General features: G+C 45.7%; 23 protein-coding genes. 12 read left to right on the top strand and 11 right to left on the bottom strand.

Annotation, left to right across the window (positions count from 1 at the left end; genetic code table 11):
- Nucleotides 1–41: 41 nt before the first annotated feature.
- On the bottom strand, nt 42–638 hold the full coding sequence (locus AC58UW_RS04790; protein ID WP_497419565.1) for a YkzI domain-containing protein: 597 nt from the start codon (nt 636–638) through the stop codon (nt 42–44).
- Nucleotides 639–856: 218 nt separating this feature from the next.
- Entirely contained in the window at nt 857–1,093 is a 237-nt protein-coding gene (locus AC58UW_RS04785; protein WP_497419992.1) for a DUF6953 family protein, read from the bottom strand.
- Nucleotides 1,094–1,322: 229 nt separating this feature from the next.
- On the opposite strand from AC58UW_RS04785, the gene AC58UW_RS04780 reads away from it, so the two are divergent.
- A complete protein-coding gene (locus tag AC58UW_RS04780) occupies nt 1,323–1,421 on the top strand; it encodes a YjcZ family sporulation protein (RefSeq protein WP_497419564.1) in 99 nt (32 codons plus the stop codon).
- Between the two features lie 100 nt (nt 1,422–1,521).
- On the opposite strand, the gene AC58UW_RS04775 is transcribed toward AC58UW_RS04780, so the two are convergent.
- From AC58UW_RS04775 to AC58UW_RS04765, 3 genes are read right to left on the bottom strand one after another with little or no spacing between them, the layout of a single operon-like run.
- Entirely contained in the window at nt 1,522–2,676 is a 1,155-nt protein-coding gene (locus tag AC58UW_RS04775; RefSeq protein ID WP_497419563.1) for an ABC transporter permease, read from the bottom strand.
- A complete protein-coding gene (locus AC58UW_RS04770) occupies nt 2,669–3,850 on the bottom strand; it encodes an ABC transporter permease (protein WP_497419562.1) in 1,182 nt (393 codons plus the stop codon). Before AC58UW_RS04770 ends, AC58UW_RS04775 begins: the two co-directional genes overlap by 8 nt.
- 12 nt (nt 3,851–3,862) lie before the next feature.
- Nucleotides 3,863–4,798 (bottom strand): ABC transporter ATP-binding protein, encoded by a 936-nt coding sequence (locus AC58UW_RS04765; RefSeq protein WP_497419561.1) that lies wholly within the window; start codon nt 4,796–4,798, stop codon nt 3,863–3,865.
- 159 nt (nt 4,799–4,957) lie between these two features.
- On the opposite strand from AC58UW_RS04765, the gene AC58UW_RS04760 reads away from it, so the two are divergent.
- On the top strand, nt 4,958–6,112 hold the full coding sequence (locus tag AC58UW_RS04760) for a sensor histidine kinase (RefSeq protein ID WP_497419560.1): 1,155 nt from the start codon (nt 4,958–4,960) through the stop codon (nt 6,110–6,112).
- Between the two features lie 32 nt (nt 6,113–6,144).
- Nucleotides 6,145–6,807 carry a response regulator gene (locus tag AC58UW_RS04755; protein ID WP_497419991.1) on the top strand — a complete coding sequence of 221 codons (663 nt, stop codon included), beginning with the start codon at nt 6,145–6,147 and terminating at the stop codon, nt 6,805–6,807.
- A 1-nt stretch (nt 6,808) separates the two neighbouring features.
- Here AC58UW_RS04755 and AC58UW_RS04750 read toward each other — a convergent pair whose 3' ends face one another.
- The gene (locus tag AC58UW_RS04750; RefSeq protein ID WP_497419559.1) at nt 6,809–7,663 is read right to left on the bottom strand and encodes a stalk domain-containing protein; all 855 of its coding nucleotides are present in this window, start codon (nt 7,661–7,663) and stop codon (nt 6,809–6,811) included.
- 190 nt (nt 7,664–7,853) lie between these two features.
- Between AC58UW_RS04750 and AC58UW_RS04745 the strand changes: the two genes are divergently transcribed.
- The 5 genes from AC58UW_RS04745 (at nt 7,854) to AC58UW_RS04725 (ending at nt 11,925) form a co-directional block, all read left to right on the top strand.
- Nucleotides 7,854–8,486 (top strand): YktB family protein, encoded by a 633-nt coding sequence (locus AC58UW_RS04745; RefSeq protein ID WP_497419558.1) that lies wholly within the window; start codon nt 7,854–7,856, stop codon nt 8,484–8,486.
- Between the two features lie 111 nt (nt 8,487–8,597).
- The gene (locus AC58UW_RS04740) at nt 8,598–9,287 is read left to right on the top strand and encodes a hypothetical protein (RefSeq protein ID WP_497419557.1); all 690 of its coding nucleotides are present in this window, start codon (nt 8,598–8,600) and stop codon (nt 9,285–9,287) included.
- Between the two features lie 177 nt (nt 9,288–9,464).
- Entirely contained in the window at nt 9,465–10,193 is a 729-nt protein-coding gene (locus AC58UW_RS04735; protein WP_497419990.1) for an ABC transporter ATP-binding protein, read from the top strand.
- Complete coding sequence (locus AC58UW_RS04730; RefSeq protein ID WP_497419556.1) at nt 10,190–11,218, top strand: ABC transporter permease; 1,029 nt, start codon at nt 10,190–10,192, stop codon at nt 11,216–11,218. The genes AC58UW_RS04735 and AC58UW_RS04730 overlap by 4 nt, the downstream gene beginning before the upstream one ends.
- 38 nt (nt 11,219–11,256) lie before the next feature.
- Nucleotides 11,257–11,925, top strand: a complete 669-nt coding sequence (locus AC58UW_RS04725) for a TetR/AcrR family transcriptional regulator (protein ID WP_497419555.1) — start codon at nt 11,257–11,259, stop codon at nt 11,923–11,925.
- A 214-nt stretch (nt 11,926–12,139) separates the two neighbouring features.
- Here the strand turns inward: AC58UW_RS04725 and AC58UW_RS04720 are convergent, their stop codons facing one another.
- On the bottom strand, nt 12,140–13,312 hold the full coding sequence (locus AC58UW_RS04720) for an MFS transporter (protein WP_497419554.1): 1,173 nt from the start codon (nt 13,310–13,312) through the stop codon (nt 12,140–12,142).
- 34 nt (nt 13,313–13,346) lie between these two features.
- Entirely contained in the window at nt 13,347–14,588 is a 1,242-nt protein-coding gene (locus tag AC58UW_RS04715; protein ID WP_497419553.1) for an MFS transporter, read from the bottom strand.
- Nucleotides 14,589–14,758: 170 nt separating this feature from the next.
- Between AC58UW_RS04715 and AC58UW_RS04710 the strand changes: the two genes are divergently transcribed.
- On the top strand, nt 14,759–16,228 hold the full coding sequence (locus AC58UW_RS04710) for an aminotransferase class I/II-fold pyridoxal phosphate-dependent enzyme (protein ID WP_497419552.1): 1,470 nt from the start codon (nt 14,759–14,761) through the stop codon (nt 16,226–16,228).
- An 85-nt stretch (nt 16,229–16,313) separates the two neighbouring features.
- The gene (locus tag AC58UW_RS04705) at nt 16,314–16,733 is read left to right on the top strand and encodes a DUF1885 family protein (protein ID WP_497419551.1); all 420 of its coding nucleotides are present in this window, start codon (nt 16,314–16,316) and stop codon (nt 16,731–16,733) included.
- Nucleotides 16,734–16,866: 133 nt separating this feature from the next.
- Here AC58UW_RS04705 and AC58UW_RS04700 read toward each other — a convergent pair whose 3' ends face one another.
- From AC58UW_RS04700 to AC58UW_RS04690, 3 genes are all read right to left on the bottom strand, one after another.
- Nucleotides 16,867–17,178 carry a DUF1292 domain-containing protein gene (locus tag AC58UW_RS04700; protein WP_127452090.1) on the bottom strand — a complete coding sequence of 104 codons (312 nt, stop codon included), beginning with the start codon at nt 17,176–17,178 and terminating at the stop codon, nt 16,867–16,869.
- Nucleotides 17,179–17,269: 91 nt separating this feature from the next.
- Nucleotides 17,270–17,890, bottom strand: coding sequence for a stalk domain-containing protein (locus AC58UW_RS04695; RefSeq protein WP_497419550.1), 621 nt, complete (start codon nt 17,888–17,890; stop codon nt 17,270–17,272).
- Between the two features lie 81 nt (nt 17,891–17,971).
- Nucleotides 17,972–18,865 carry an alpha/beta hydrolase gene (locus AC58UW_RS04690; RefSeq protein WP_497419549.1) on the bottom strand — a complete coding sequence of 298 codons (894 nt, stop codon included), beginning with the start codon at nt 18,863–18,865 and terminating at the stop codon, nt 17,972–17,974.
- Nucleotides 18,866–19,011: 146 nt separating this feature from the next.
- On the opposite strand from AC58UW_RS04690, the gene AC58UW_RS04685 reads away from it, so the two are divergent.
- Together AC58UW_RS04685 and AC58UW_RS04680 are read left to right on the top strand one after the other, a co-directional pair.
- Nucleotides 19,012–19,764 (top strand): MBL fold metallo-hydrolase, encoded by a 753-nt coding sequence (locus tag AC58UW_RS04685; RefSeq protein WP_497419548.1) that lies wholly within the window; start codon nt 19,012–19,014, stop codon nt 19,762–19,764.
- Between the two features lie 167 nt (nt 19,765–19,931).
- A complete protein-coding gene (locus tag AC58UW_RS04680) occupies nt 19,932–21,509 on the top strand; it encodes a sensor histidine kinase (RefSeq protein ID WP_497419547.1) in 1,578 nt (525 codons plus the stop codon).
- Nucleotides 21,510–21,520: the final 11 nt, after the last annotated feature.

Raw genomic sequence — 21,520 nt, 5'->3', positions numbered from 1 at the left:
TAAATACAGGCTCTCTTCTTATTCAAATCCACTATTCATTCTCACATCTCCAATAAGAGCATTTCTTGACGCATTTCAAGCAATTTGGTTTTACTCTCCATAATCGCTTTGGCATCCCCAGATACTATAGCATCATATAAGGTGGCTAGTTCATAATCGAGTTCCATGCGCAAAATAGGAATTCGCTCATCAGTACGCTTGGATCGCAGCGCTTGCATGACTTCTTCTACTGTCACGGCTGGCTCCTTCTGATACAGCACTTTATGTTCGATGCCGCTAATTTCGACCATGCGAATAATTTCCCCGAACATAATATTCTCAATGAGAATCTGCCGATCCTTAAATCTTTTGACTACCGCATGACCGCGTGTGTCACCAATCAGTTTTTCCATCATTTCCGCGAGCTTCTCGTCCTTGAACGAATAATTACCCACGATTTTATACTTTTCACCAATTCGCTCAAACTTCAGCTTAATCAGCTTGCGTCCTGTACGAATGGAAATGATGAATTGCAGCTCACTTTCGTTCCAATACAGAGAATAACCTTCCTGAATGAGCGCTTTAATGAAGTTCCGGATTAGCCGGCGATCAAATCGTAACTCTAGGTTGCAGTACTCCACTTCATGACTCTTACTCACGGCAATCCCCTCCATAATTGGTGCGTTTTGATTTTATTTAAATATTCAGACAACTTATCTTCTTATCCTTATCTTATTATGAATTCTATGTTTTAGCAACTTGGATTATTGACATTTTTTTAAGGAAAAACGTACAAAAAAAGCCGATGCCTGTTTGACAGCGGCGTCAGCCTAGCAAAAAAATGGAAGGTGGATTCTACTATGCAGAGGTGTCCAATTTAATGCCATCCCCAGAAAAATCCGTCACGCTCCCAGGCTGCTTTGCCGCCATGAAGTTTCTTGAATATTTTTTTGACCTCTTTGGAAATCGCTTGATTCCCATTTTCGTTGACATAAATAAAGGATTCTCCATAATGACGAATAATATAGTCAACCGCTTCTTTCTGATGTAAAATCCCAGCGGATTTCAACTTTTCCAGCATCCACTCCGCAACCTCGTTCGCCGTAACGGCCATTCCCGTTCTCCCCTTCATTTCAACTCGTTTTAAATAATTGAACCTTGTCCAATAAGATGAAGCCATCGTTCCATTGTAGCACATTTTCTTAACATGTATCGATCTAATAGGTACAGGAGCACAATCATTCCCATTCAGGTTCACTAGCCCATTCATTCCTAGGGAGATCACCATATGCTATCTCTGTAAGACAAACGAACAGTACTAATAAGCGAAAGGGTGATTTTGAATGGGTTATGGAGCTGGTGTTGGCGGTTATAATTCTGCCGCAGCAATTTTGGTTCTCTTTATTTTGTTAGTTATTATTTCTAGTGCATTCGTTATCTAATCCACTTCAAATACGAAAGGGCTGACTGGCAAATATGCCATCAGCCCTTTATTCGTAGTTTGAATGAACGGTTTGGTAACCCTCAATGAAGGAAAATGGACTAGCCTACCTCTGCATCCTCCGGTCTCAAAATCACTGTCCCGACACCTAACAGAATCAGAGCAAACAAGGTGAGCACGGCCATGTGCATCCACATCTGGGACAAAGACTGCCCCGCGGCCATAAGCTGGATTGCTTCTATCACCCATTTCTGGGGTATGAAATTGGCGATTTTCTGCATCCACCCCGGCATCAGTGAAATGGGCCAGAAACAGCCGCCTAACATGCAGGAAGGGGTAACGATCAAAGAGTTGATCATGTTCATATTTGACGCATTCTTCACCACGCCTGCAATTGCACTGGCAATTCCCATACTCGCTAATAAGAAAAACTCCAACATGACAAATTGCGAGAAAAACGGCAGTCCGTAATCGTATAGGGCCACATAACGGGTAACGATCAAGATAACAAGCACTTGCAATGTTCCTACAAAAAAGCTGCCCATAAAATTGCCTAGCATAATTTCAATGGAGCGAACCGGAGCCGTGAAGGTTCTTGCCATGGTTCGCATTCTCCGGTCCTCCATAATGACAGAGATCGTATTATTAATGACCCCCATCATGAACATCAGCATAAAGCCAATGACGAGATGCATATTCGGATTCACATACAAGTTCAGATCCGTGACACGCGCCTTAACCTGGTGCTTTTCCAGTTGGATCAAAGTCTTTTCCACGGCGTCCTGAAGCAATTTCTCCTGAAACCCTTGCTTCCGGTGTACATCTACAGTTCCTTGATAGCCAGTTAGGATACTGTCTAGCGTTATTTTCAACGTAATAGTCGCTTCACTTACACTCAGTTGATACATATCTACTTGCGGCACGGAGCCCTTCAACAATGTCTCACTGAATCCTTCCGGAATGACGAACGCGCCTCCGACTTTTTGCTTCGTGACACTTTCCTTTAAGGCAGCATCGGAAGCCTGTTCCTTCAGCCTGTAATCCGGCAGTCCGGTCAACTCCTGCACCAAGTGAGCGCCGAGCGGCCCGCGATCCATATTGATATAAGCAATATCAACCCGATGCTCCTGCTGCTGCCCCATTATACCAATAATCAAGGAAACCACACCTGCAGGGATGAGGAGATACATCAGTAAACCTCTCTTTTGTAAAAGTGTGCGACGAAGCATGTTATAGGCGATAAACAAACTATTCATGGTATCCCGCCTTTCGGTAAACGATGAAGGAAATGAGAAGCAATCCACCGCTAATGCACCCCAAGACGAATAAATGATGGCCTAAGACGGAGGGTTCACTGCCCAGCATAATGCGATACATACTTTGCATGGCCCAGTGATTCAGAGTGAAATCGCCAAGTTGACGCAGAAATCCATCAGGTAGAGGTGTAAAGCCTCCGCTTAGAAAAGACATTACCATCACCACCATCTGGAAAATGGTTGAGATCCCTTTGGATGATTTTACGATTAGAGCTATTAAAACGGCGAGACTCATGGACGCTATGATGACGAAAAAGCAGATAACTGCAAGTAACCCATACGAATTCCCCCAATTGACATGGTAAAAAATAACCGTTGTTCCGACGATGATCGCTGCCTGACAGATCGCTATAAAGGCGTTGCCGAGCACCTTTCCGAGTAAGATTGTATACTCACGAAGCGGCATGGCATTAAGGCGGGATAGTGTATGTTTATCTTTTTCTCCTTGCAGCGTCATCGCTGTGGACAGGCCAGAGTATAACAAGAACATGACCAGCATAGAAGCCGCGTAATATTGCATGGCGGAATACTGGGAATTAGACGTCGTTAACTTACCTAACTTAACGTGAGTAGCTGCAGAGGCTGAGACTTGATCCGATAAATTTTGGTATTGAATAGAAGCTGCTGCATCAGGACCTGCCGTTATCGCGATTGCCTGCCTGCGGTTCACGCTGTCCAGAAAGGAGCGAAGCACCATTTGGGCTGTCAAATTCTGCTCATAGTTGTTCCCGAGGATCATCTCCCAGTCTGCTTCCTTGCCCGCCATCACATGAGCACTGAAATCACTAGGGATAATAAGCGCAAATTCAGAGTCTCCTGATTTTAGCCGTTTGACTGCTTCGTCACGTGTCTGACTATTGGAGGCTTGAATCATATTCCCAAGTTCGGGCGAGTGTAGAAAGCTTTCAATACTTGATTTCAGCGCCCCTCTATCTCCCTGTACGACGTCCACTTTCACTGGATTGATGGCCCTGTCCTCCACTTTGAAAGCCCCTGAAAGCGCTGAGCCCAATATGAAAATGAGCAAGAGCGGCATTACAAATTGGATGGCCATGACATAACGCATGCGAAGCATTCGCAAAACTTCATATTTTGCAATAATCCATAACTGCATCGCGCTCTCCCCCTAATCCCGTAAAGTTCTACCGGTCAACGACAGGAATAATGCCTCGAGATCCGGTTCTATCTGCGCGAGAGATTGAATTTTGACATTGTGCTTGGATAAGATGAACAGGATGTCTTGCAAATAAGCTTGTGACGAACCAACGAGCAGTTCAAGCGCTTGCTCCTGAGTGTTAACCTGTTTGATTTTGGGATGTTCACGAAGCTCCGTTACCGCATCTTCTGTTAAATTTGCCACCTGAAGCATAATCTTGTTGTCCTGCGCGACTTTGCCACGAAGCTCCTCTTGCGTGCCGCAAGCGATCAGATGTCCGTGATCCATGATGCCGACACGCGTCGAAATTGCAGCTACCTCTTCCATGTAATGCGATGTGTAAATAATTGTAGAACCCATACGGTTCAAGGTTTTGACCGACTCCAGAATGTGATTCCGGGATTGAGGATCGATGCCCACCGTCGGCTCATCCATTATAATCAGCTTAGGATGATGCATAATGGCGCATGCAATATTCAATCTCCTCTTCATTCCGCCAGAAAAAGCATTCGGCTTAACGCTTGCCCGATCGGATAGGCCCACGAATTCCAGCGCTTCCTTCACGCGGCTCTGCAGTAGAGCGCCTCTTAAGCCATAAAGTCTAGCAAAAAACGTTACATTTTCCCTAGCGCTTAAACCTTCGAAAATAGCAAGCTCCTGAGGAACAAGACCAATGAGGCGTTTAACCTCCAGCGTATCCTTTGCAACGGACAATCCATCTACCGTCATTTCTCCCCCATCCATTTTGAGCAGGCCGCTTAGCATTTTGATTGTGGTGCTTTTACCCGCTCCGTTTGGGCCTAGCAGCCCGAAAATTTCACCTTGCTGCACGGATAAATTCAAATGATCAACGGATATTTGATTGCTGTATTTTTTGACAACATTATTAATTTGAATAAAGCTCATAGGATCCTCTCCCTTTTCTCGACTGCTTGAATTACACTCATTGTACCTCTTTAAAATTACATCTACAGGTAGATTAAGTCATCAAACAAGGTGACAAAAGTCATAAACACGCTATTTAACATGTAAACTCACTTGTCAAATATGCTATAATTTGGCTACATGCTTACAAAGGAAGGGAATCGCTTGTTACCTTTACTGCTTATTACCCGCTACACACTCATTCTCATTCCAGCGATTGCCTCCATGTATCTCGAAAGCTACGCGTCTGATGGTACGTATGTGTTCTTTATTCTTCTATTCTTTTGGGTTGCAGAGCTGCGGAGAACGATTTTCAAGAAATCCGTTGGGATGCTTCTGGTAGAAATCGGATTCGGCGGATGGCTTAGCTATTCGTTTGACGGCTTGTTATTCATCATCTTTTATTCCACATTGCTGACTTATCTTCATACCCTTCATCGTCAAATCCGATTTTCTTTCTTAGGTGTTCAATTGATCGCATTAAACCTGAGTTTACAGGGCCAATCGAGCAGTTATTACGTGCTTGCCAATCTCCTCTTTTTTACACTGGCGCTGCTGTTGCTGCATATGAACCAGGTGGAACAAAACAAAGTGGACATTGAACTCCTCTATGATCAGCTGCGGCGGCAGCATTATGAGCTGGATGAAGCTCGCATGCAGTTATTGGACTATGCCAGACAGGTTGAGAATATAGCCCAGCTGGATGAGCGAAACCGGATTTCCCGAGATATTCATGATGATTTGGGGCATCAATTAATCCGTCTGAAAATGATGATGGAAGCCGGTCTGCGGATATTGCCAACGCAAATGAACAAAGGCATGGAGATGTTAACCTCCGTTAGGGACCAGTTGACAGAAAGCATGGAGCTGCTTCGATCAACGGTACGCAAGCTGAAACCGGATGACGATTCCATGCAGTCGTTCACCTTGAATCGGCTTATTGAAGGATTGACCAAGGAGAAAGGCATTTCGATCGAGGTTGATATTCAGGGAATGCCCTATGTCCTGTATCCTAGTCTAGCCTTCATTCTATATCGCAACGCCCAAGAAGCCATAACGAATGCGATCCGTCACGGCAGTGCAACATCTGTCCAGATTCAATTAATTTATGAAACCAAGCAAATTACAATGAGCGTTTCGAATAATGGGCAGCTCCCTACCGCTCAAACCGCGAAAGGGCTCGGAATGACAGGCATGGAAGAGCGCAGCAAGCTTATCGGCGGTCAGCTTCATGTGACAATGGATTCCCCTTTTACGGTGACAACGGTCTTGCCCACTTTTCGCCAAACGCACTAATGCAAACGAAGAAAGAAAGGGTTGAAACAACCATGATACATGTTCTTATTACGGACGATGATCCATTTATTCGAGAAAGCTTACAATTAATTATCGGACTTGACGATAACATCACGGTTGTCGGTACGTGTACCCATGGCGATGAAGCTTTGGCTTTTATCCAGAGCGGCGTTCAGGTCGATGTAATCCTCATGGACATTAGAATGCCTATCTGCGATGGCGTGGAGGGAACGTTGAAAATCAAGCAAGCTAATCCCGCGATTTCCATACTAATTCTAACGACATTTGACGATGATGAATTTATCGTGCAGGCGCTTCGTAACGGAGCTAGCGGCTATTTACTGAAGAATATTTCCCCCGACCGTATCATTCAAGGCATAAAAACGGTTGAGCAAGGTAATTTGCTTATTCATCCTGATATTGCTAAGAAATTGGCAACTTTCATTAGCCCCGCCTCCGCACCAAGTGCCCCCCAACCTGCCACACTCCGAGAGTATGGGTTGACGGCCAGTGAACAAGCCGTTGTCGAGAAAATATCGGAAGGATTATCGAACAAAGAAATCGCCCAGGAACTTTTCCTGAGCGAAGGTACGGTCAAAAATTATATAACTGAAATTCTTAGCAAGCTGAATCTCCGCGATCGCACGCAAATTGCCATCTTTTATTTAAAAAAACAATCCGGAGTACGCAACTAGTTTAGTTATTTTTTACTTTAGCAACCTCGATATCCTCCTTAGAGGAACTTCCCACCACATAACCAAGCTGATTATTGATGCCATTAACCTGAGTCAGCTTGAGTGTCGTGCGGAAGTAGTGCCCGTTTTCAGTAAGCAAATAGCTGTAAGTATTGAGTTCAGGCAGGGCATCAATAACAATAGGACTCGAGATAAACGGCATCTTGTTGATTTCGTAGAATCGGAAGTCTTCCACATAATCTTTGAGTGTTTTTAACTTGACAGGATCATTCTCTCCTGTAATGGGAACACCATCCGTATTCGAATAAGATACTTGCGGAGGCTGGTTCCCCCAAGCCTTCTTCAATTCGTCCTCTCCGACATACAGTTCTTGCGAATATTTCTCCTTGGCTTTACGCAATCCGGCTGTTGGCACTCCCATTCGTTCCACATCCACTAATCGGTAGTACGTCTGTTCGGTCATATTCGTTACCACTGGATAAGTGGCGCCTCGATATTCAAAGTACTGGACGTAAGGGTATTGGAACACTATTTCCGTGTAACCTGTCTCATTCCCCTCAGCAGGTTGTCCGGGATTGATGCGCGGATTCATATAAATCGTTTTGGTGCTCTCCTGCCAATTAACGACTGCGCCCAAATAGTTTCCTAATTCTTTCACTGGCAAATAGCTGCTATTGTTATAAATCAACGGCGGATTCGTAAGCTTCACCTGCTGCCCATTCACAACTACCTTGAAATCATTTCTTAAATACGCATCAACACGTTGCAGCACATCTTCCGCATAGACGCCTGCCGTAAAGCATGTTCCCATTAAAGAGCCCAAAACAGCGATCACGGACCATTTCTTCATTTTCATAGCAGAATTCTCCTGTCTTTTCCATTTAGATTATTCCACATATTTCGGCAAACTCCTATTTTTTCCTGCTTTTTTTGACAAATTGGGACCTTCTTCCTACTTTCATTCTACGAAACTCGTAAAACATTGCAGAGCTCACTCATTTAATTTAAAATAATTGAAAAACGTAAGTGAAAAGAGGCACCCGATTATGAGCTTTACAGGATTTACACAGCATGATTTCGATACATTTGCCATAGAAGGTTTGGATGGACGAATGGAAGCCATTCGCGAGCGCATTCAACCTAAATTTAAAGCGTTAGGCGATTCGCTCACGCAGGATCTCTCGCTCTTTGCCGGAACCGAAATGTTCTTACATATTGCCAAGCATTTAAGACGCAAAATCAACCCGCCAGTGGACACCTGGATGGCCATCTGCCCGAATAAGAGAGGCTATAAACAAGTTCCTCATTTCCAGGTTGGCCTTTTTGATGACCGCGTGTTCATCTGGCTTGCACTCATTTATGAGCTGCCTAATAAAAGCAACATCGCCACCACGTACATGAATCAGATTGATCGCATTCAAAAGGAAATACCTGCCGATTTCGTCTTGTCCTTCGATCATATGAAAAAGGATGTCACACCGCTTGCTGATCTAGACCTCAGTGCTTGGAATGACGCTTTGATACGTTTCCGCGATGTCAAAAAAGTGGAGCTGCTGATCGGCAGAAACCTTCATTTCCAAGATCCTGTGCTTACCAAGCCTGACGAGCTTGAATCGTTGATTAAATCCACATTCGAGAAGCTGATTCCGCTGTATCAACTAGCTGTCGACGCGAAATAACTCGAATCTTGGAAATTTTATGTAAAACTAAGGTTATTTTAAACTAAAATTAATCCCTCCTGCACAGACTATGTTCTGTAATTCCTATTATTTGGGAAAGGAGGCGTACACATGAATCAGCCTTATATGAAAAAGCTCCTGGTGAGCACGATGGCCCTTTCGTTCGTCATGGGAGCTACTGTGCTCCCTTCACTTTCTGCTTCGGCGCAAGCACCTACCGGAAACCCGCAGGAAATCGTTTCTCTGCAGCAAGCCGATGAGAAAGGGCACGGGCGGCATGGCCGAAAGTGGCCGATTATCGAGGAGTCTGCTAATGTCATTGGCGTTGACAAAGAAGTGCTCGTGAAGTCGCTTAAGAGCGGTAAAAGCATCGTGGAAGCAGCCGCCGACAAAGGGATCAGTGAAGCCGATCTAACGGCAAAGCTCCAGCAGCTCCGTACCGGGAAGATTGAAGTGGCCGTGAAAGATGGCAAGCTGACTGCCGACCAAGGCGAGCACATGAAGCAAAAGCTTGGCGAACATTTGAAGTTCATCCTCAACGAGAAGAACCTGCTGGACAGCCATGGCCGAAGCAAATGGCACCGCTTCGGATTGAAGCCCGACACGGAGAAACTAGCCAAAACACTCGGACTGAGCAAGGATGAACTGCGTGCCCAGCTCCACGCCGGCAAATCGCTCACCGAAATCGCACAGTCAAAAGGCATTTCCAAGGACAAGCTCGTCGCGTCCATTAAAGATCAGCTAACCCCTTCCATTGAGAAGTGGGTTGATCACAAGAAAGAGAAGAAAGCTAAAGAATAGGCGCATAACAAAGGCTGCCCACTGTCATCATTGATGGCGTTGGAGCAGTCTTTTTCTTATTAGCATAATTATTTTTTCAAAATGAGTGATTACTCACTTCACAACAACATACAGATGACGTATGATGAGTTTGATAACGAAATGAGTGATTACTCACTTAGAAAGAGGTGCCGGGCCATGGCGATCAACACGTCCATCGAAGTGCAGCATGTCGGGAAGCAGTTCGGAGAAAAGGTTGTCTTGCAAGACATTACCTTGGCCGTTCCAAGAGCTCAAATATTCGGTCTCCTCGGCCCTTCCGGATCTGGCAAAACGACTCTCGTACGGCTCATTGCGGGTATCGATGCTCCCTCCTCCGGCACAGTCGAGGTGCTCGGAGAGCGTATGCCGCAATTAGCCATGCTATCCAACATCGGGTATATGGCACAGTCTGATGCGCTGTATGCCGATTTAACGGCACAGGAGAATTTAGAATTTTTCTCTGCCTTATATGGGCTCGCAGGCGCAAAGCGTAAAAAGCGTATCCAGGATGTTATGGAGCTCGTAGATCTGGGATCGCACTTGAAAAAGCAAGTATCGAACTACTCCGGGGGCATGAAACGCCGCCTTTCGCTCGCGATCTCGCTTTTGCATGAGCCGGCCATTCTAATTCTAGATGAACCGACGGTAGGTATCGACCCTGTCTTGCGCAAATCGATTTGGGAGGAGCTCACCCATCTGAGCCAGCAAGGCACCACGATCCTCGTCACCACGCATGTCATGGATGAAGCAGATAAATGCCATCAGCTCGGGATGATTCGCGATGGACAGCTGACTGCCGTAGGTACACCGAATGAATTGAAACAAGCGACCTCCTCCTCGACGATAGAAGAAGCATTCTTATACTATGGAGGTGTACGCGCATGAGAATTCGAGCCATTGTTATTCGGATTTTACGACAGTTTTTCCATGATAAACGGACACTCATGATGATGCTTGTCGCACCCATGCTCATTCTGTTCATGATGTCATTGGTTTTTAACGGGGATACCTATGTCCCTAAACTGGGCGCCGTGAATGTTCCTGCTCCGCTCATACAGAAGCTGCAGGATTTGAATGCGGAAGTCACGAGCTATACGGCTGAAGAAGCACAAGCCGAACTCGACGCTATCCATTTGGATGCGGTAATCACCATGAATGGAGCAGCTCCGCAGCTAACACTTGAGGGGAGTGATCCCAGCAAAAATAAAGCCGTTTTGTTCCTGCTGCAAAAGGCTTTGCAATCGGCTGTCCCAGCCAACTCCAATCTGCAAGCTCCGGTCATCACCTATTTGCATGGCTCAGCTGATATGGCTGCGTTTGATAATTTTGGTCCCGTATTAATCGGCTTCTTTGTATTCTTCTTCGTTTTCCTGCTCTCAGGTGTATCTTTCCTAAGGGAACGAACGGGCGGAACGCTTGAGCGTCTCCTAGCTACTCCGCTGCGCCGCTGGGAAATTGTCGTCGGTTATATTCTTGGCTTCGGCATATTCACAACCTTGCAAGCAACGTTGATTGCCTGGTTTGCTACAAGCGTACTAGGTTTAATGATGGTTGGATCTTTCTGGTATGTCCTGCTGATTACCGTGCTGCTTGCGTTAGCGGCACTTTCACTCGGAACCCTAATTTCCGCCTTCGCCGACAACGAGTTCCAGATGATTCAATTCATACCGCTCATTATCGTCCCTCAGGTGTTCTTCTCAGGCCTTTTCAGCCTGGATACGATGTCTGTGTACTTGCGATGGATCGGGGTCGTCATGCCCCTAAAATACGGCGCTGACGCGCTGCGCAATATTATGATTCGCGGCGTTGGATGGGATCGCATCTCGATTGACGTCGCGGTTCTCGCTGCCTTCACGTTCATCTTCATGATCTTGAACATACTGGCACTGAGGAAGCATCGTAAGATATAATAGTTGGATGCGACCACTTAACCGAGGAGGTGAATGCCGTGTCCGACATTGAAATCGATCCATGGCTGAAAGAGCTGCTGCGCCTGAACGACGAGGAAGAGAAAATGACCGATAAACAAATCAAAATTGTGCAAGCGGCCGTGGAAATTTTCTCGGAGAAAGGGTTTGCCGGCTCCTCAACCAGCGAGATCGCTCAGAAAGCAGGCGTAGCGGAAGGAACGATCTTCCGACACTATAAAACCAAAAAAGAGCTGCTGCTCTCGATTGTCGCTCCGATGATGACGAGGCTGATCGCTCCCTTCGCCGTAAAAGACTTTACCAAGGTCCTTGAAGCAGACTATCCCGACGCGGAACAATTTTTGCGCGCCATTACGGTCAATCGGCTGGAGTTTGCCCGCAAGCATTTTCCTGTGATCAAAATTTTCATGCACGAAATCCCGTTCCACAAGGAACTCAGGGAACAATTTAAGGAAACCGTGGCTGACATGGTGCTGGAAAAAGCATATAAAGCAATCCGGCATTTTCAGGGGGAAGGCCAGCTCATTGAGATCCCGGCTCCCACCAGTATGCGGTTGATTGTTTCGAGTATTATCGGTCTTTTGATTACCCAATTCCTATTGGTACCGGATTCCGAGTGGGATGAAGCGAAGGAAATCGATTATACGATTAACTTCATCATGCACGGTTTGTCGCCACGCAAAAACTAGTGCTAGCTGAACTACAGCTACTAGGCGCATATTTAGCAAAATGGTGACAAGAATAGGATAATGAGTTGAGACAAGGGAACTGGAGTCCGCTATTTGGATGAAAATGGTTATTTTTTGGTGCGTTGTTCAGTTGAAATCGGCAAAATAAATATTCAAAAAAAGCTGTACACCCGCCTTCTCCATAGAGAAAGCCAGTGTACAGCTTTTATTTGTGCTAAGCCGTTTGCTGTTGGACGCGCGTCTGACGATCGACAAGCACGAAGCGCTGCAGCAGCAGAATCGCCGCCAAGCAAAGCACGCCGCCGATAATAAACGGCAAGGAATGCGCGATGGCGAACACCGCTCCGCCAAGCAGTGGGCCAGCGATGCGGCCCAAGCTGTCCATGGAGGAGCTGAGGCCCGTCGCGACGCCTTGTCCCACTTTCGTACGCTGTGTAATCAGCGACGTCACACAAGGGCGTATCAGCGCGTTCCCTGCGCCGAATACGGACAAGTAAATCGCAGCGGTGACAACGCTGCTGGAGTACAGCAGCAGGAAGAAGCCAGCTGCTGAGAGCAATAAGCCGATGCCGATCACCTTCTGCTCGGCACCCTGCTTGACCAAGCGGCGAACGACACCGCCTTGGATCAAGGCGCCGACGATTCCGCTGGCGAGGAACATCATGCCGATGTCAAATGGCGTTGCGCCGATCTTGTCCATTTGATAATACTGAAGCGTCGCTTCTAAGCCAGCGAGCGTAAACGAAACGAAAAAGGATAACACATACAGATACTTGGAAGCTCCGGAGAACGCGGTCCACCTGGAAGGAGCCTTCTCCTTCACCGAAGTTCGCTTATTTGCCGGCAGCGATTCCGAGAGGATCGCAAAAGCAAAAAGAAACGATGCAAACGCTAGGATCGACGCTGCGAAGAAAGGCACGTAAGTCCCCCAGCGGCTTAGAATTCCTCCAAGCGCCGGCCCGAAGATAAAGCCTAAACCGATCGACATGCCCACCATTCCCATGCCTTTCGTCCGATTCTCAGCCGTTGTAATGTCCGCCACGTATGCGACAGCGCAGGCCGTTGCAGCACCTGAGAATAAGCCGCCCAAGATGCGAGACACGTACATAATCCACAGGTGTCCATCCGCGAATCCGAAAATCAAGAAGCTAATGCTAAAACCCAGCAGCCCAATTAAGATGATAGGTCTGCGTCCAATGCGATCCGAGACCGCGCCCCATATCGGAGACATCAGAAAGGAAGCCGCAGAGTAAACCGATAGCAACAGTGCGTTATGATACTCAGAGCCGGCTCCTTTGACAACTTCCGGCAGGATGGGAATGATAATGCCAAAACCTACGAAAATGGTCATCAACAACAGCATGATGATTCCAATCTGTTTATTCATGATGCTTATGAGCCTCCAAACCAAACATTTTCCCTTATCGTACCATACCTTTTTTGGGGATGGAAATGAACATTTGAAGAACAAGCAGCAGCACGAGGACTGAACCGCTCATCAAAAAAGGCGCATGATAGCCAAATACATCCCAAAGCTTGCCGGAAACAATCGGCCCGATGATCATACCCAGCCCTTCAATCGTTAGAAAAAAACCCCAGACAGCACCTCGTTTCTCAGGAGGTATAGCCGATGCAATCAGCGCATTCCAGGAAGGTATGATAAAGGCATAACCGATTCCAAGCAGAGCAACCAATATATACAGTATGGTCATAGACTTGGCATATGTAAACAGCAGCAAAGCAGCGGCGCTTATCGTAAAACCCGCAATCAAAAAAGGTCGTATGCCTTGGCGGTCCACCCATTTCCCCATTGGCACCAAACAAATGACTGTAACGGCTCCTCCTGCAACTAAAAACATGCTGTATTCAAAAGATGAAAGCTTAAGCACTTCTTTCGCATACAGAGTCAAAATGGGTGTCAATATACCGAGAGCAAACGTCTGCGCGAACATCGCGGGAAACATTAGTGGACTAACAGATATCGATCGCTTTACTTCACTTAGATAGGCCGAAATTCGCTGAGCGAGCGGGGCTTTCTCTGATTTAGCATGCGTCACGGCCTTTGCCATCGCCGCTGAATTTTTCCGAGGCAGCATCAGCGCTACGAGTACTACAACTGTCATGCAAGCAATCAATAATCGAAATGCAATGTTGTACCGATTTTCGCCTACAAAAAAGTTGATGGCTACAGGCCCTAGTCCAACACCCGATAACCATGCCATGTAAACAACGCTCATGATTGTTGCTTTGCCATCCTCCCCAGCCACCTCCGTCGTTCCTGTAATCACACATGGCCATAATGGGGCTGTACCAAAGCCAAGCAGCGCGCAGCCGACAATCATCCATATATATTGGGAGGTCGTTGCCATGAGGATGACAGAAAGAAAGGTCAGGAGTACACCTGTGAGCATCGTAGTACGGTATCCGAGCTTATCAATGATCCAGCCGACAGGCGTGCGCAGCACATTATCGCCAATATATTGAGCCGCAAGCGTCCAACCAATAATGAAAGCGGATGCCCCGAGCCCTGTTTTCATATAGACCGGCAATATCGTAATTAGCAGTGCGCCCTTCACAAATTCGACGATAAACATAATAATTAACAATTCGATCACAAATGGGGAAAACAGCCGGTTTTTCCGCCATTTTTGCATCAAAATCATGTGATTTCTCCTTATTTGGCCGTATTTTAACAAGTGTTGTTAGTTTTTCCCCAATTAGCACAAACTATTTTCAAAAAATTAGCTTGCATGAAATCTCTAGTTTGATATACTCATTTTGTTTGTTGCAACTTTCGACAAGCAATTCACGATAGAAGGGAAGCGATAATCAGGTGGATCATACCCGTACCCCCCTGTTCACTGCATTGCTCAAGCATGCTGAAAGAAATCCAATTCAGTTTCACATTCCTGGCCACAAAAAAGGAGTCGGCATGGACCCGGAGTTTCGTTCCTTCATTGGGGACAATGCTCTGTCCATCGACCTCATCAATATAGCACCGCTGGATGATCTCCATCAACCGATGGGTGTCATTGAGGAAGCCCAGAAGCTGGCTGCGGACGCCTATGGCGCCGACCATACGTTTTTCTCCGTACAAGGAACGAGCGGAGCCATCATGACGATGATTATGACGGTCTGCTCTGAAGGCGATAAAATTATCGTCCCGCGAAATGTACATAAATCCGTTCTTGCTGCGATTATTTTCGTTGGCGCTAAGCCGGTGTTTATCCAACCAGCACGTGACAAAAACTTAGGAATTGACCACGGTATTCCAACTCGTTCTGTCCGCAGAGCGCTCGAGAAGCATCCCGATGCCAAAGCCGTATTGGTCATCAACCCGACTTATTATGGCGTATGCACGGATCTTAAAGAGATTGTTGATCTGGTACACAGCTATAACATGCCAGTCCTTGTTGATGAAGCGCATGGCGTGCTCATTCACTTCCATGACAAACTGCCGATGTCCGCTATGGAAGCAGGCGCTGATATGGCAGCAACTAGCGTACATAAGTTAGGTGGGTCCATGACACAAAGTTCCGTCTTGAACGTCAAAGGAAATCGTGTAAATCCTAAGCGGATCCAAACGATTATCTCCATGCTTACGACGACTTCTACGTCTTATATCCTGCTAGCCTCGCTAGACACAGCCCGTAGGCACTTGGCTTTGAATGGGAATGAAATGGCGGAACGCACAATTGCTCTTGCTCAATATACCAGAAAGCAAATCAATGAAATTGAGAACCTCTACTGCTTTGGGGAAGAAATTCTAGGCGGAGAAGCTACGTTTACTTATGATCCGACGAAAATATGTGTCCACGTGCGAAAGCTCGGCATCACGGGCTTCGAGGTTGAGAACTGGCTGCGCGAGCACTACAATATCGAAGTCGAAATGAGCGATATGTACAACATCCTTTGCCTCATTACACCGGGCGATACGCCAGAGAACATAGAGATTCTATTAGAAGCTCTGCGCAAACTCTCGCATATGAATGACGATGTTGTCGAAGTCAAAGAGGTTGTCATTAAAGTTCCTGCTATTCCTCAATTAACGCTGACGCCGCGTGATGCTTTCTATGGTGAGACCGAAATTCTGCCATTTAAAGACTCCGCTGACCGCATCATCGCTGAGTTCATCTATGTATATCCGCCGGGAATTCCTATTTTGCTTCCAGGTGAAGTTATCACCCAAGAACTTATTGACTACATTGTCGAGCATGTTGAGGTCGGACTCCCTGTCAAAGGTCCTGAGGACCGCAGCGTTCAAAATGTCAAAGTCATCGTTGAGACACAAGCGATATTCTAGGCCTTGACCTGATAGGTAGATATTGTAAAACCGTTTACATGATGCTATGATGTTGGTGATGTTTAGCGAATGAGGTGAACAAGGAATGGCTCAAAGCGCTTATATTAAATTCGTAACAGGCTCCCTAGTACCCGCACTCACCTTGGATGAACTGAGGGACAAGCTTTTGCATTACCGTGAGCAGCTTAGTCTAACAGCCAAGCAGCTTGGCTGGGAATATGACGAAGCCGGATTCCCTTATACCATTGAGACGAAGCCGGAAGGCGAAGGTAAATGGTTCTATCTGAAAGGTATCAATCCTTTATACAAATATATCGTGATTGGTGTCGGCAGCGAGAAGAATCAAGAGGAAGATCGGCATTATGTCCAAGTCGTATTGCCTGACGACGCCACACATGGCGACAAGAGCAAAGGCAATGAGTTTTGCAAATACCTTGGCAAACTGCTTAAAGCTGAACTTCATCTATTTAACGGCAGAATCATGTACTTCAATCCTCGAAAATGAAATCTACCACGAACGGGGCTGTCCCAGAAGGTTACACCAAACTTCTAGGACAGCCCCGTTTAATATAATAGTGAAAGGGCTGCCCTTGAGTAGATTACCTACTTCATGGACAGCCCTTTCTTATGTATAGCTCTTATTCTTCGCCTTCTTGAGCTACGATCTCATTGTAAATGGTCACTACGCGTTCCCATTCTTCTTCATCCTCAATGTTGACTAAGAAAGCATCGTCGCCATCTTCCTCAACACGGAAAATTACGCCGTCCGCTTCAGGATCATTGCGATCAAGCAATACCGCATAAGCTTGCTCTTGAGATTGGAAGGTATACACCATAACCATCTCGTGCTCTTCACCGTTCTCGTCCGTTACGATAAAAACATCTTCCCCATGCTCGTGATCGTGGTCACAGTCCGGGCCGTGTACATGATCGTGCTTCTCATCGCTCACAGGCAGAACCTCATTTCGTCGAATAATTAGTTACGTAATCATCCTAACATTTTCATATTCAGAGGTCAAACCACTTTCTAGCGAGCTTATCCTATTCGGATTGGATCTGCTTCTCGGAAACAACAGAATAATCGCTAGCTCCTGCCGCTTGCATCGCAAATTTAACAACGTAAGTGCCTGCTTCGTCAAAAGAAACACCATACAAAGGTACCTTCAACCAGAAAGATTCTTTGGAGTCAGTGATGGATTTCACTACAGGTGTAACCACGCTCTTCCCGCTTGGCGATACAATGGATACTCTGACAGAATTAATGCTTGTTTTCAAGTTATCGACCTGTGCAAACACAATAAAATCCGCTTGCTTGCCACGCTCAACAACGCCAAACGGAACTATGGCAGAGTCTTTACGCACTTCCGTTGTAAAGAACAAATGCACGTTCGGTTTGTACAAATAGGCTGTCTTGTTGGTATTATCCCATTTCACCAACGCTTGCAGGGCATCGCTAACAGCGCGTAAAGGCAAAACAGTACTCCCATCGACGATAAGTGGCGGAACATCCGAATCCGCGAACTCCGATGTCGTATCGTTGACGATCAGACGTGCAATGTTGTAACCCTTAAAATCCCCCCATATCGATGAGGCCACCACTGCAGCCGTGCTTAAAACAAAAAACACCAGCATCAACGTAAATATCCGCTGAACAACTTTCATTTTGAACTACCTCCAGCTCTCGTTAGTAAACTTTATGTCTGCATCTTTATACTCCGAAGGTTAAAAAGAGTTGCGATGATTTTATAATTTTGATAAAAATGATAGAACGCGTTGGTTATACGCCTCTGGCTGCATATGATAGGACCCGACATGCCCTGCTTTTTGTGTCAGCCACAGTTCAAAAACATCCGGGTGTCGACGCCACATCCCTTCACTATTCGACCATGGAATCGCATCATCATCCTTGCTGTGAATAAATAGAATCGGCCTAGGATAGATATGGTCGACAGCTGCAAGCGCATCTACATGCCGGGGATTAATCCCTATCAATCTTGGCAAAATGCCCAAAATTAAAGGCGTGAACGGAAATCTTGGCAGCTTCGACCACACCGGCAAGTTATCTCGTAAGTAGGGGCTTAGTTGGCTAAAGGCGCTGTCCGTAATGACTCCCATAACGGTGGATTCTTCTGCTGCAGCTAAAAGAGACGTGCTTCCTCCCATTGAAAAGCCCAGCAAGCAAATTTTACTAGGCATGTGCTCCTGCACCCACTTAATTGCGCCAAGCACATCTTGCTTCTCCAAGTAGCCGACGGTCGTTACACTACCTTCGGAATTGCCCGAATTGCGAAAATCAAACATTAGCACATGATAGCCCTCATCAACCATTGCCTTCGCCAAGGCAAGCGCCGGCAGTCCCTTTTCCAATCGTGTACCTGCATATCCGTGTGACATAATGACCGTCGTTGCTAACTCGCCAGCGGGTGCTGAAGGTGATTTGAAAAACCATCCATCCAGTGCAACATCGTGCAACTGACTTGGAAATGTAATATCCTGCTTCTCCAAGCCATACTGCTCTGGGAACTCATCGACGATCTTACGTTTCGGATGTGTTAGCTGCCAGCCTACATAGGTAGAAATGCCTACCATAATCAAGCCAATCGTCACGATCAACGCACCAATTAGATACCAAATCATCCAAATATCATCACCTTAAATGAAATAAAAAATAGGTAAACCTCGCACTTTAAGCTTATATGTCAGACATATAATGGTTGAAATCGAGCAACCTCCCATGCTACATTAGAAAAAGATGTTTTTTGTCGAAAAATGGGGGCGGCTGAATGAGTTTGCAAATTCAAATGTTGGGAACCGGCAGTGCTTTTGCCAAAACATTTTATAATACAAGCGCATTAATCCGTTCAAACGAAATGAATATACTCATCGACTGCGGTTCAACAACTCCAAGATCACTTTACGACATACAGATACAACCTGATCAAATCGATGGCATTGTGATCTCACATATTCATGCCGATCATGTTGGCGGATTAGAAGAAATGGCTTTCCGCTTAATATATGAAAGCAATCGGAAGAAAACAAAGCTTTACTTGGCCAAAACGATCGCAGACGTCTTATGGGAGAACACCTTGAAGGGCGGCATGTATAATCCGGAGGACGGTTATCATTCCCTCGAGGATTATTTTGACGTCATTGTGGTGGAGGAGCAAGCGCCTGTTGTCATAGGTCCCGGCATAACCATCGAACTTGTGCCTACACTTCATATTCCCAGCAAACCTAGCTACTCGCTGTTTATCAACGACCGAATCTTCTATAGTGCAGATATCCGCTTCAGCGAAGATCTGCTCGTTCACGAAGTCATTGATAAAAGAAACTGCCATACCATCTTTCATGATTGTCAATTAAGCGGCCAAGGATTCATACACGCTACGCTTGAAGAATTGCTAACGTTACCTGTACATATTCAGCAACGGATCTATCTCATGCATTATGCTGACAACATGAGCGACTACATTGGTAAAACCGGCCGTATGCGGTTCGTTGTCCAACATGAAATTATTGATCTTCCAGAATAATTATCCTCATAGAACCTTAGGAATTCAATAGCCTATAGGTTCTTTTTTCGCGAAAATCCGTGTTTATTTCCTATTCTTTTTACCTGAAAGCAGGATTTGGGTAACAGACAGAGAACATGTCTCAAGAGTGGTTACTCTGGACATCGTAACTTGCAGGAGATGATACTTTGATAATCAATTGGATTCTTTTTGCTTATGCATTTGTTTTTATGCTATATACGACAGTTCTACACACTTCAATTAACACGCCTTTACAAATCCTTCTTGTTTTACTGTACATGATAAGTTTCCGCTATCCATCAAAAAATGCTGCAGTGCCATGGCTTCGCTTACTGATCATTGGCATCTTACATTACATCGGTCATTTAAATTTGATTCTCCCTCTATACATACTAACGCTGTTCCATGATATTTATACAGAAGAAAATCGCAAAAAATCGTGGGTGCTATCCGCCTCCTACGCGCTCATCTTTTTAGGCAATGTTTATCTCATTAAAGGGCTATATGACTTGCTTTGGATTTATGTCATTGAATGCTTGCTGCATTTCACAGCCGTTGCTTTACTTACGAAAGCGACATATTCCACACTCAAGCAAGCAGATCGATTGAAGAAAGAACGTTACTTATATTCGCAGCAGGATTCGCTAACAGGCCTTTACAACTACGAAGAATCCCATCGCCGGCTGGAGCAGCTCATCCGTCAGAAACAGGGCTTGGTCCTGATCCTAATCGATTGTACGGATTTGAAAGCGATGAATACAACCCGCGGCTTTCAGGCTGGAAACTTTATTTTGAAGCAGATGGCAGAACTCCTCCAAATCTTGTTTAAAGATGCACTATTTATTGCAAGATACGGCGGTGATGAATTCGCGGTGGTTATGCCATTAGTCGCTGACCAATCATCCACCTCTTCTTTAAAACTAAAACTGGATTCCGAGCTGCCGAAACTGACAGGAATACAAATTACATATGGGATTGCTTCCTACCCGCTTGATGGCTTGACGAAAGATGATCTGATCTTGTTAGCTGAGAATAATTTATTTACGAAGAAACGTGAATCGTGGTTAAAGCGTGAGGAACATATGCTTAGATCCGATAAGTTAAGGGTCATCGGTGAATTGGCCTCTGGTATGGCTCATGAAATACGGAACCCGCTTACTACCGTCAAAGGATTTTTACAAATTTCGAAAGCAAACGGTTACAATATTGAAAATTGGTATAGCTTGATTATGGAAGAAATTGATCGCATGAGTGACTTAACCGGCGAATTCCTACAATTCTCCAAACCGCATAGCATTGATTTCCGAGTCTATTCCTTACACGAGTGTGTGCTCAAGGTCATTGCACTGATGGAGTCGGAAGCCACCCGATTCGGACATCAAATTCATTACAAAGAAGCGACGGGTCCCGTCCTCGTTCTAATGGATCAAGATAAAATGATTCAATTACTGCTCAACATTGTAAAAAATGCCTGCGAAGCAATGGAAGAAAACGGTGTCGTGCACATGCAACTAACGTCTGATGCCAAAAATGTGACCGTCGTTATTGCTGATAACGGTCCTGGGATTCCAAATGAGCAATTGGAAAAGATCTTCCATCCCTTCTTCACAACGAAAGAATCTGGCACAGGACTTGGTTTGTCGATCTGCTACAAAATCGTGCAGGATCACCAAGGAACGCTGGAGGTGGAAAGTGAGCTTGGAACTGGCACACGATTCATTATCACCTTCCCTTTAGTGCATTAACATCATCATCA

It is taken from the genome of Paenibacillus sp. J22R160 (genome assembly GCF_059692135.1).
The sequence above is the reverse complement of the archived record's forward strand: the minus strand, read 5'-3'. Positions and strand labels throughout refer to the sequence as shown.